The organism is Jeotgalibaca caeni, assembly GCF_028863945.1.
Classification (GTDB): Bacteria; Bacillota; Bacilli; order Lactobacillales; family Aerococcaceae; genus Jeotgalibaca; species Jeotgalibaca caeni.
In genome coordinates this window covers 1-11,441 of sequence record NZ_JARBEA010000068.1, presented here as the reverse complement: position 1 = coordinate 11,441, position 11,441 = coordinate 1, and the positions used below count along the sequence as shown (strand labels likewise).

10 protein-coding genes are annotated in these 11,441 nt (G+C 43.8%); 7 read left to right on the top strand and 3 right to left on the bottom strand.

All coding sequences use genetic code 11. The features are described from left to right. On the top strand, window positions 1-309 hold a 309-nt coding region (locus tag PVE40_RS11345; protein ID WP_274732052.1), incomplete at its 5' end, for an IS30 family transposase. 73 nt (window positions 310-382) lie between these two features. Here PVE40_RS11345 and PVE40_RS11340 read toward each other — a convergent pair. Both PVE40_RS11340 and PVE40_RS11335 read right to left on the bottom strand, forming a co-directional pair. Then, window positions 383-1,612: a DUF438 domain-containing protein gene (locus PVE40_RS11340; protein WP_274732051.1), complete on the bottom strand. Its 1,230-nt coding sequence runs from the start codon at window positions 1,610-1,612 to the stop codon at window positions 383-385. Then, the gene (locus PVE40_RS11335; RefSeq protein ID WP_274732050.1) at window positions 1,609-1,842 is read right to left on the bottom strand and encodes a DUF1858 domain-containing protein; all 234 of its coding nucleotides are present in this window, start codon (window positions 1,840-1,842) and stop codon (window positions 1,609-1,611) included. The genes PVE40_RS11340 and PVE40_RS11335 overlap by 4 nt, the downstream gene beginning before the upstream one ends. A 190-nt stretch (window positions 1,843-2,032) precedes the next feature. Between PVE40_RS11335 and PVE40_RS11330 the strand changes: the two genes are divergently transcribed. Both PVE40_RS11330 and PVE40_RS11325 read left to right on the top strand, forming a co-directional pair. Then, the gene (locus tag PVE40_RS11330; protein ID WP_274732049.1) at window positions 2,033-2,716 is read left to right on the top strand and encodes a C39 family peptidase; all 684 of its coding nucleotides are present in this window, start codon (window positions 2,033-2,035) and stop codon (window positions 2,714-2,716) included. A gap of 191 nt (window positions 2,717-2,907) precedes the next feature. Continuing rightward, the gene (locus tag PVE40_RS11325) at window positions 2,908-5,289 is read left to right on the top strand and encodes an AAA family ATPase (protein WP_274732048.1); all 2,382 of its coding nucleotides are present in this window, start codon (window positions 2,908-2,910) and stop codon (window positions 5,287-5,289) included. A gap of 156 nt (window positions 5,290-5,445) precedes the next feature. Here the strand turns inward: PVE40_RS11325 and PVE40_RS11320 are convergent, their stop codons facing one another. Beyond that, on the bottom strand, window positions 5,446-6,084 hold the full coding sequence (locus tag PVE40_RS11320; protein WP_274732046.1) for a hypothetical protein: 639 nt from the start codon (window positions 6,082-6,084) through the stop codon (window positions 5,446-5,448). Window positions 6,085-6,170: 86 nt separating this feature from the next. Between PVE40_RS11320 and PVE40_RS11315 the strand changes: the two genes are divergently transcribed. The 4 genes from PVE40_RS11315 to PVE40_RS11300 all read left to right on the top strand — a co-directional run bounded on the left by PVE40_RS11315 (window position 6,171) and on the right by PVE40_RS11300 (window position 11,336). Further along, a complete protein-coding gene (locus tag PVE40_RS11315) occupies window positions 6,171-7,784 on the top strand; it encodes a glycoside hydrolase family 13 protein (RefSeq protein WP_274732045.1) in 1,614 nt (537 codons plus the stop codon). Window positions 7,785-7,936: 152 nt separating this feature from the next. Next, the gene (locus tag PVE40_RS11310) at window positions 7,937-10,129 is read left to right on the top strand and encodes a DNA topoisomerase III (protein WP_274732044.1); all 2,193 of its coding nucleotides are present in this window, start codon (window positions 7,937-7,939) and stop codon (window positions 10,127-10,129) included. Window positions 10,130-10,224: 95 nt separating this feature from the next. Further along, window positions 10,225-10,599, top strand: coding sequence for a DUF1622 domain-containing protein (locus PVE40_RS11305; RefSeq protein WP_274732043.1), 375 nt, complete (start codon window positions 10,225-10,227; stop codon window positions 10,597-10,599). Between the two features lie 5 nt (window positions 10,600-10,604). Then, a complete protein-coding gene (locus PVE40_RS11300; RefSeq protein WP_274732042.1) occupies window positions 10,605-11,336 on the top strand; it encodes a 16S rRNA pseudouridine(516) synthase in 732 nt (243 codons plus the stop codon). The last annotated feature ends 105 nt before the right edge of the window (window positions 11,337-11,441 follow it).

The following is an 11,441-nucleotide window of genomic DNA, read 5'->3' as shown; positions in this document are numbered from 1 at the left end:
AAGTCCATCACCTTTGATTGTGGGAAAGAATTTTCCAATTGGAAAACCCTAAGCAACCAACATGACATCGCTATTTATTTCGCTGATCCCGGAACGCCTTCGCAGCGGGCCCTGAATGAAAATTCAAACGGTTTACTGCGAAAAGATGGGTTGCCAAAAGAAATGGACTTCAACCAAGTGGATCAAGCCTTTGTTTCATCGGTTGCGAACAAGCGAAATAACATCCCACGAAAATCCTTGGCATACCAGACGCCACTGGAAGTATTTTTGAGTTACCTAGATGAATCTACTTTGTCTAGCTTAAATTGACAAATCAAAGTATAACAAAACAGGGGGAAAGTAAATAAAAAAGGCGACAAGATTTCTCTTGCCGCTCAAAAGTTTACTCAATTGTCTTCTTCTCATCATCCAGATTCACGATATCATCAATCTCTTGGACATACTCAAACGTTCCCATATAGGTGCCGTCATCATCTCGAATAGCCATATACGTCACCATCAAGAAGGTACCGCGTGCCCGGAACCAGAGTGATTCCTTGTCTTTGGCACCGGATTTGAAGTCAGCAATCAACTTGCGCACGATTGGTTGGCTTTTAGGGGGATGGCAATTATACACTTCGCGGCCGATTGCATTTTTGGTGCGAGGGAATAACTTACGACCCGGACCGTCATTGTAGTATTTGACAATATCGTTGGCATCAATGAAGGTTAGTTCCAGTGGTTGCGAATTCAGCATTTTTTCCAACTCTTTATGCGTCAAATAACCGGTAGAAAAGGCAATATTTCCTTCTGGAGTAGCAGTGGTTTGTTCAGTTGCTTCGAATACTTCCCGTTTAGGGATCCATTTTTCTTCCGGTTTAATGATGCAATAGCCGATTTCATCGGATTCGTTAGCAATTGCTAGCCAGTCGTCTTCATTAAAGAAGGGCATAATCATCGGCAGCAAAATTTCTTCTTCCTTGACAATCATTTCCTCGATTTCATAGCGCATTTTGGAGAAAAGTGCATCTGCCTCCATTAGCTCATCCGTTTCAACCAACTGACGGAATTCCTTAATGAGGAGACGAATCTCATCATCCACACCCCACATGACTTTTGGCGGAGCAGTCATACCGTACCTTTCCATGATGGGAAAGAAAGAGTATTCTTTTCGCGCATAGTGATGGTCGATTTCCCATAATAAACTCAATTGATGCAGCAGCCCTTTTTTGAGTTCTGCATCAGGCTCTTCCAAGTAGACCGTTAGTAGCTTCTCAATCCGATCGAGTGCACTCTCTAAAGCCAAGTTTTCTTGCTTCAAGACGCGTACCGGATGTCCTGGCTTCTCATGCTCTTCACTTTGTGCATACACCGACTCAATCGAACCGCTGAACAAAGAAGCATGCACGTTACATAAACGCATGATTTCTTCGGCTTCAATTCCTTCTTGATTCATCAAGCGACGCTCCATTACCGAAATTTCAAAGGCACTGACATTGCCAAAATGCTCCTTGAATTCCGCTTTGATTGCTTCTTGATCCTCATCTGCATGCAGTCGTAGAATTAAATCCTTCAATATGGCTTGGCGTTCCTCAAATTCCTTGGACCGTTGACTTTGTTTGTTTTCCGTCAAAGTTCTTTCTCCTTTATGGTAAACCCATGCGCTGCTAGTACTTGGGAAATGGTGGAATAAGAAAGACCGAATTGCTTGGCAGCGCGTCCCAATGTCATCATTCGTCCTGCCGTTTGGAGCATACGGTCATCTCGCAAAGGCGCAAAGCCCAAGCCAGCGATAATTTCTCTTATCTCCGGATATTTGGTTACGGTATCGTAGACGGTATCGTTTAAACTAATCTCTTTCACGTTATCACCCTCCTGTATGATCAAAATTTCACAAAAAGTTCCAATAAAGTCTTCTAAAAGTTTATCATAATCAAACGCTGCCCATATTGCAAGAGGGAAAGAATTCAAAATAGCATTCAAAAAAAGAACGTGATAAAATTATAGAAACGACATTTTTGGTACACGGAAAGGATAACCTATGGGGTATAACGTGAAAGGGAACTTTCAAAAAGTGTTGGATCGATTACGGATCCAAAAACGGAGAGTCCTTGGTTCGAGGCAGGCAACATTTAGTAAGGCGATGCAGAGCAATGGAAGCAGGAAGGACGATTCGCAGCAACTTGAGATTGGCGTCTCGGAGATGCTTGTTCCAACGAGTGAGGTTCCGTTGTATTTGCAGACGGACGGGAAGTGGGCAGAGCTTCCATATGGGACAGACGGCAGGAAGAACATTGCGGAAAATGGTTGCGCCATCGTCACACTGGCCATGGTAGGACGTCACTACGGGTTGGCGTGTACACCAAAAGATGTGAGGGAATGGGCTCAAAATGATTATTACCTTTATGTAACAGGAACCAGTTGGAATATTTTCACCGACTTTGCCCAGGCCTACCAATTGGTTTGTGAGAAGATGGATAACAATATCGATCGTGCTAAAAAAGCACTTCTAGAAGGACGACTGGTAATTGCTTCTTTTCAAGCGGGAAGATTCACGGACGAAGGTCATATGGTCTTGTTGACAGGGTATCGAAATGGGAAGTTCAGTATGAATGATCCAAATGATAATGAGAAAAAATTACATCGTTATCAGTGGTTTCCCGAGACGGAAGTGGCTGAAGCGAGTCTGCATTTTTGGGCGCTCTATCCGCCAGATGCAACAGAAAGAATTGCTTAAGAAGAGGCTGGGAAGGTACTCCAGTTTCTTTTTTTTGATAAAGATTATAACAGAATGAAGCATCTGCTTCTTTTTGGTTAGAGAAGCAATTTAGCGTGTAGCTAGGCGGAGATTATGGTAAAATAGAATGCGATGAATGTAACAGAGACAAGTGAAGATAGATAACAGACTGAATGGAAGGAGGAATAGTGATGGAGATCATTCCGGAAGAAAAAGTTGAAGATCGTTTACGCGGGATGGAATACAATATAAAAAATAACATGGCACTGAGCAGCTTGCCTGCATTGCGTGAAGTTTATGAGACCCATCCCGATCATCCTCAAGTAAATTATTTGATGGCATTAAACTATTACAAAAATCATGACTATCATAAGGCGATGGCTTTCGTACAAAAAGCAGTGGAAAACAATCCCACTGCAGCGAATTACCAAGTTCTGCTGGCGCAATTATATTTGCGGCAACGTCTTCCGCAAGATGCAGAAGAGCATGCTCAAAAAGCATATGCGTTACAAGAAGATAACTGGGAAGCAGCCAAAATATTGGCGGAGCTTTCCTTTAACCGTAATCAGTTAGAAAAAGCGTTGGAATTGACTGAAGTGGTGTTGGAGCATCAACCAAAAACATATGCGTCCCATCGGTTGAAGACTAAGATTTACTTGCAGCAAGAAGAAGCTTTGGACAAAATACTCGAATCGATCGCAACCTCCGAGAAGTATGGTTATGATGACGATATTGAGTATGACCGTGTCTATGCGTACTATATTCATGGGGACTTTGAAGAATGCCGGAAGATTTTTTCTCATCTGAAGCGCACAAGGCCCCTTTCTCATAGTACTGCTAAGGTAGCTTCTCTGGTAGACAGCATGCAGGTGAAAAAAGGCGGACGTTCGGTTGGTCCGAATCCATTTGGGATGGATGCGATCCAACCTTATAAGAAAACAAAGAAAACATTGGAAGAATCATTAGGAGAATTGGACCGCTTGATTGGACTGGAAGAAGTAAAGAGCACGATTAATCGAATCGTCAAACTGGCTGAATATAATAAGCGTCGTTCCTATATTCTTTCCATTGAGAAGGGGGAAGAGCCAAGTTACCACTTTGCTTTTTCTGGTAATCCGGGAACCGGGAAGACGACGGTCGCTCGTATTTTAGCGGACATCTTTTATTCGCTTGGGATTTTGAAAACAGGACAGCTCATTGAAGTTGACCGTTCGGACTTGGTTGGCGGCTACATGGGTCAAACAGCACAGAAAACCCGTGAAGTAATTGACTCGGCTATCGGCGGCGTTCTCTTTATTGATGAAGCCTACTCCCTTTCTCCTGGAAAAGGAGAACAAAGCGACTACGGTTCAGAAGCGATTGAGATTTTAATTAAAGCGATGGAAGACCAGCGCAGTGATTTTATTGTCATTCTTGCTGGCTATGATGCTGGCATGAAGAGTTTGTTGAAGTCGAATCCGGGGTTGTCGAGCCGAATCAATATGCAGGTAAATTTTGACGACTTCAGTGACTCGGAACTGTTGGAAATTGCAAAAGGGCAGGCTGAGGATAATCACTATACATTAACGGAGGAAGCAGAGAAGGCATTCTTGGTGAAGATCAACCAAGAGAAAGTCTCTCCGCAGTTTGCTAACGCGCGGGCGGTACGAAACATTATGGAATCGGCCATGCGTGAGCGCGCATATCGCTTGAGTGACCGCTCGTTAACGGAGGAAGACTTAGTGATTTTGGAGCCGTATGATTTTGGAATTGATCCGAAACAATTATTTGGTAATGACATCAAAGACTTGATGGGGCAATTGGACAGCCTTGTGGGACTGCACGACGTAAAAGCACAAGTGAAATCCATTTTGAACTATGTGCGTGCGGAAAAACGTAGGGAAGAATTGGGGCACGCCATTAACGATTTGTCGCTGCATATGGTATTCAATGGAAATCCAGGTACCGGTAAAACAACGATTGCGCGCTTAATCAGTAAAATTTTGAAATCAATCGGAGTCTTGAAGCGCGGACATATGATTGAAGTGACGAGGGATGATTTAGTCGGACAGTATGTCGGCCAAACCGGACCAAAAACGTTGGAGAAAATTAAAGAAGCGTACGGCGGTGTTTTATTTATTGACGAAGCCTACTCGCTCTATTCAGGTTCTGATAATGATTTCGGTTATGAAGCCATCAGCACCTTAATCAAGGAAATGGAAGATAACCGAGATAAGTTGGTCGTGATTATGGCCGGCTACCCGCATGAAATGGAAAAAATGCTCAGCATGAATTCTGGTATCCGGAGTCGGATGTCGTATACCGTAGACTTCCCTAATTACAGCAGCGAAGAATTACTAGAAATTTTCCTCATGGGCGCAAAGCAGCAAGGTTTTATTTTAACCGAAGAAGCTAAACAAACCGTTCAAGCGGTTTTCGAAACAGCTTATCAAAAGCGCGACCGTCATTTTGGTAACGCACGATCTGCCCGCAGCTTATTTGAAAAAGCGAAATTGCAACAAAGTAACCGGTTGGCGCTCGATGAAGAAGCCGACTTGTTTACAATTTTGGCAGAAGACATCTTAAAGGCATAAAAAAAGAGGCGAAAGCCTCTTTTTTGCGTCTAAATCTGAAGATGGGAGTGGAAATTGTTCTGGTCTTCAGAGTTTGGATGAAAAGTCTGAAGATGGAGGAAATTTCTTTCGTGGTCTTCAGAGTTTGAGTAAAAAGTCTGAAGACCAGCTCCCACTCTAGAAAAATTTACTTTTGGTTGCCTCGTAGTACGGGGCAAGGAGGTGAAAGCCTGAAAGCAACTCGTCAACCATCGCTTCTTCAGAATCATAATCAGCCAAACGGGGAATGTCATACTTGATCAATACTTTTCGTACAGAACCATTTTGTACGCGTTCTATTAGTGAATGCCGTACTTCCTCGGAGCCAGTTTCTCGGTGACTCACGCCGTCTGTTTGAACGAAATAATAGAGCGGCTCCGTAATGGGTACTTCAAGCACTTGATTTTGGCGTTCGATTGTTTCCGGCACAACGAAGCGTTCAATGAAGCTGACTTCTACCGAAATTCCTAGCTGTCCATCAAGTGTCAGGAGCCGGATCGCGAAGGTAGGATCCATTTTTGAACCGAATTCCGGTTGGAAGTAACACCAAAAGTGCGGCCGTCCAATTTGGGCTTGATTCATCCAGCCACTGACTCGTTGCATGTGAAAGTGGCTCAACCGACTGTCCACCCCTTTCGCCAAAACTTGGAATGCTTGTCGAGCCGCTTGACCTTTCAGCTTAAAGCGCTCCATGTCTTCTTTGAAATCACCAGCTTTTTCCGGTGCGATATACTTTTTTCCTTGATAAAGGAGGTACTCTTCCGTTGCTTGAATCATTTTCTGCCTCTTTCTTATCTTGTTATCGGTAACCGTTTGCATTCGGCCGTCAGATTGTCTACATTATACAAGAAGGAGTGAAAAATATGGAGAAAAAATGGTGGCATCAATCAGTTGTATATCAAATCTATCCAAGAAGTTTTCAGGACAGCAATGGCGATGGGATTGGCGATATTCCGGGAATCATTTCGCGCCTTGATTATTTGGAACAACTGGGAATAGAAGTTATTTGGTTGAGTCCGGTTTACCAATCACCTAACGATGATAATGGATATGATATTAGTGACTACTACGCCATCCATCCCGATTTTGGTACGATGGAAGACTTGGAGCAGTTGATTGAAGAGGCGAAGAGACGCAACATCCGCATCGTGATGGATCTGGTAGTGAATCACACCTCTGACGAGCATCCGTGGTTTGTAGAAGCCAAAAAGAGCAAGGACAATCCTTACCGGGACTTTTATATTTGGCGGGACGAACCGAATGACATCACTTCTTTTTTCAGCGGTTCGGCTTGGGAATACGACGAACAAACAGAGCAATTCTACTTCCATCTCTTTAGCAAAAAGCAACCCGATTTGAACTGGGAAAATGAAACCGTTCGCCAAGAAATTTGGAAGATGATGAATTTTTGGCTGGAAAAAGGGATCGGCGGATTCCGTATGGACGTGATTGAATTAATCGGGAAAGAACCCGACAAAGGAATTATCGGCAATGGACCTAATCTCCATCCTTATTTACAAGAAATGTACCGAGAGACATTGGGAAATTATGATATCTTGACAGTGGGCGAAACAGGCGGCGCAACGCCAGAATTTGCTAAATTGTATACCGATCCGGAACGCAAAGAGTTGTCCATGATTTTCCAAATGGAACATATGGGGCTGGATCAACAGCCGAATGAAGAAAAATGGAACTTGAAGCCGCTCGACAAGGTTGAATTGAAACAGAACCTATCAAAGTGGCAAGAAGAACTTTCAGAAGTAGGCTGGAATAGTTTATTTTGGAATAATCATGACCAACCGCGGATCGTTTCGCGATGGGGAAATGATCAGGAATACCGTGTGGAAAGTGCCAAGATGTTTGCCATCCTGCTGCATCTGATGAAAGGGACTCCCTACATTTATCAAGGCGAAGAAATCGGGATGACGAATTATCCGATTTCGGATATTGATGAAGCAGATGATATTGAAACGATTAACATGTATCGTGAACGGATGGAACAGGGATATGCGAAGGAAGATATTCTCGAATCCATCAATACGAAGGGGCGCGACAATGCACGACGTCCGATGCAGTGGGACGAGCGTTCAGAAGCTGGGTTTACAACCGGGACTCCTTGGATATCCGTTCATCCGAACCACCAAGAAATTAACGTGAAGAATGATCTAGCGAATCCAGATTCCATTTTTTATTGTTACCAAAAGCTGGTTCAACTGCGCAAAGAAAATCCAGTTCTGATTTATGGAACGTACCAATTGTTACGTGAAGAAGACCCCACTATTTTCGCCTATCTGCGAGAATATGAAGGTGAAAAATGGCTCGTCTGCGCAAATTTCAGTGAAGAAACGCGCACACTCTCCCTAGCTGAAAATCCAACCGACTACGAACCGATTGTACAAAATTATGAGCGGGATTCATATGATTTATCTGCTTTAGAGCTTGCTCCATACGAAACTTTTGCAGTAAAAATAGAATAAAACCAAGAAGTGGGTAGCTCAGAAAATTAAAAATGCTGAGCTACCCACTTTCGCTAAAAAATGGGTAGTTCAGCAACAACTTTCATCTGAACTACCCATTTGTGATATAGTAATACAGAATATCGAACACAAGTGAGGAGTTTTTATCAACAATGGGAAAAAGTGTAGTTTTAGCAGAGAAACCTTCCGTGGCGCGAGACCTGGCACGCGTATTGAAGAGCAATCAAAAAGGACAAGGGTATTTCGAAGGGAACGGGTACATCGTTACATGGGCTCTGGGGCATTTGGTAACCTTGGCCGATCCGGAGACATACGATAAAAAGTACAAAACGTGGAACTTAAACGACTTGCCAATGTTACCGGAGGACTTGAAGTTAACGGTCATTAAGCAGAGTGGCAAGCAATTCCAAGCGGTGAAGCAACAGTTGCTGCGAAAAGACGTAGACAATATTATTATCGCTACCGATGCCGGTCGAGAAGGCGAGTTGGTTGCGCGGTGGATCATTGAGAAGGCGAAGGTTCACAAACCAATCAAACGCTTATGGATTTCCTCCGTAACGGACAAGGCCATTAAAGAAGGTTTCCAAAACTTAAAGCCGGGAAGCGCATATGAAAACTTGTATCAATCAGCGGTCGCGCGGTCGGAAGCGGACTGGTACATCGGCTTGAATGCAACACGGGCGCTGACAACGAAACATAATGCTCAGCTGAATACCGGTCGGGTTCAAACGCCGGTTGTGGCAATCATTGAAAAAAGAGAACAAGAAATCAAAAGTTTCCAACCCAAAACGTATTATGGAATAGAAGCTCTAACAACAGAAGGACTGAAGCTCGTTTGGCGCGACCGAAAAACAAACAACACACGTACCTTCAAGCGGGAGGAAGTTCAATCCTTGCTGAAGAAAATCGGACGTCAAGACGCAATCATCACGTCCATTAACCGCAAGCAGAAGAAAACATTTGCACCGGGATTGTATGACTTAACGGAGCTGCAACGGGATGCGAACCGTCTCTTTGGCTATTCGGCTAAAGAAACATTAAACCTCATGCAGGCACTCTATGAACGCCATAAAATACTGACCTACCCGCGGACAGATTCGCGCTACTTGTCAACAGATATCGTCGCTACGATTCCAGATCGCTTGAAAGCTATTTCGATTCCAGCTTATCGTTCTCTGGCGAATAAGGTGGCGACAAAAGCAATAAAACCGAACCAATCATTTGTAGACAATAGCAAAGTTTCCGATCACCATGCGATTATCCCAACGGAAGAAGTGGTGCAGCTGCAGAAACTTTCCGATCGGGAACGTAAAATTTATGACTTAGTTGTAAAACGTTTCTTGGCTGTTTTATTTCCAGCTGAAGTTTGGGAAGAAGTAACCTTGGAAGCAGAACTAGCTGGAGAGAACTTTGTTGCCAAAGGAAGAACGGTCCTAGATGTCGGTTGGCGCGAAGTGTATGAGAACCGGCAAGATGATGCAGAAGAAGACGAGGATGTAAAAGAACAACTTCTGCCACAATTCCAAAAAGGCGACAAGTTGCCAATGAATTATGTAACCGAAACAAGCGGCCAAACGAAACCGCCCGCACCCTTTACAGAAGCGACTCTCCTCACAGCGATGGAGAATCCAGCCAAATATTTGGCTACTAGTAATCAGCGCCTCGCCCAAACGTTAAGGGAAACAGGTGGGCTTGGAACAGTTGCGACTCGAGCAGATATTATCGACAAGCTATTCAGTTCCTTTTTGCTCGAAAAACGTGGCAACAGTATTCATACGACTGGAAAAGGCCGACAGTTATTGGAGCTTGTGCCTGCCGATTTGAAGTCTGCCGAATTGACCGGTGAGTGGGAACAAAAATTGGAACAAATTGCAAAAGGGAACTTGAAAAAAGAAACCTTCATGAAAGAAATGAAGGAGTATACCAAAGCTATCGTAAATGAAATCAAGCAAAGCGATGCTACGTTTAAGCATGATAACCTAACCGCAAAACCTTGCCCAGATTGTGGCAAGCCGATGCTGGAAGTAAACGGGAAAAAAGGGAAGATGCTGGTCTGCCAAGACCGTGAATGTGGGTATCGCAAGAATCTTTCTCGCATCACTAATGCGCGTTGTCCAGAATGCCATAAGAAATTAGAAATGGTAGGCGAAGGGGACGGCCAAATGTTTGTCTGCAAGAACTGTGCCTTCCGCGAAAAGTTGTCTACTTTCCAAGAACGTAAAAAGTCAAAGGGCAACAAAGCGGATAAACGTGATGTCCAAAAATTCCTCAAGACACAGCAAAAAGAAGAGCCTGTCAACACCGCTCTATTTGATGCGCTAAAAGGACTAAAACTAGATGATTAACGAAACGGAAAGTCCCTCCAAACAGGAGAGACTTTCCGTTTTTTATTGGACAAGGTACAATGGAATCATAAACCGGTAAGAAGGGAGAAACCTATATGGATATCCATCATGTCTTAGAATTATTTATCCCGAATTTAGCTGCCATGATTGAGTTGATTGGTATTTTAGTCATTGTTTATGGAGTCGTCCGCTCCATCATTTTGTTTGTACTCTCTGGTGGCAATTTGATGGCAAGTGATCCGAAACTTGATCTGGCGAAGGCATTAGCCTATAGTTTAGAATTCAAACTTGCGGCGGAAATTCTCAAATCGGTCATTATTCAGACGTTGGATGAATTTATTATTTTAGCTGCGATTGTAGTTTTGCGGGTGATTCTGACCTACGTTATTCACTGGGAGATTGAATCCAGCGAACAAAGCAACCAAATGTACCGCATGGACGGAGCCGATAAAAAGGATAAGAAAGGATAAAGGGATTGCGAATAGACAAAGTACTGGAAGAAAAAGGATTTGGCTCCCGTAAAACAGTAAAACGCTTGTTTCAACGGCGGCTCGTCGAGGTAGACGGCGTAACGCTTTCGGATGGCAGCTTCAATGTGGATACCCGCATTCACCAGATTACCGTTAACGGCCAACCCGTTGCCAACTACACGCATACGTATCTGGTGATGAATAAACCGAGTGGTGTGGTGACTGCTGTAACAGATGCATCGCGTCAAACCGTCCTCGACCTCCTTCATCCAGAAGACCGGGTTCCAGGGCTCTATCCAGTTGGGCGGCTCGACCGCGATACTGAAGGGCTGCTATTTTTGACGGATAATGGCCAACTGGGTTATCAATTATTATTACCCGATAAAAAGGTTACGAAAACATACGAAGCGGTTGTCAACGAAGAAGTTACGGAAGCCGACGTCGCAGCTTTTGCCAATGGAATTACGTTTATTGGCGGCGAAACGTGTCAACCTGCTATGCTGACAATCATAGAAGCCGCGCCAGGAAGAAGCCGTGTGCAACTAGAAATCCAAGAAGGAAAGTTCCATCAAGTGAAAAAAATGTTTCTAGCTCAAGGGAAAAAAGTGATGTACTTGAAGCGAATCGCCATGGGGCCACTAACATTAGACGAAATGCTGGCGCCAGGAGAGTACCGACCTTGTACAGATGCCGAGCTAATCAAATTGAAACCTTATTTTCGCTACAAAGAAAATTAAGTAAATGAAAAAAGCTGTCTCGCCGTTATGATATGCTCCCTCTATATAGGACACTGAATTAATTCAAGTCCTATATAGGGGGTTTTGTCATGCCTAAACGTCAAA

Coding starts and splice junctions, on each gene's coding strand:
- PVE40_RS11325 (WP_274732048.1), top strand. CDS start 2,908: ATGGAGATCATTCCGGAAGAAAAAGTTGAAGATCGTTTACGCGGGATG.
- PVE40_RS11320 (WP_274732046.1), bottom strand. CDS start 6,084: ATGATTCAAGCAACGGAAGAGTACCTCCTTTATCAAGGAAAAAAGTAT.
- PVE40_RS11315 (WP_274732045.1), top strand. CDS start 6,171: ATGGAGAAAAAATGGTGGCATCAATCAGTTGTATATCAAATCTATCCA.
- PVE40_RS11310 (WP_274732044.1), top strand. CDS start 7,937: ATGGGAAAAAGTGTAGTTTTAGCAGAGAAACCTTCCGTGGCGCGAGAC.
- PVE40_RS11305 (WP_274732043.1), top strand. CDS start 10,225: ATGGATATCCATCATGTCTTAGAATTATTTATCCCGAATTTAGCTGCC.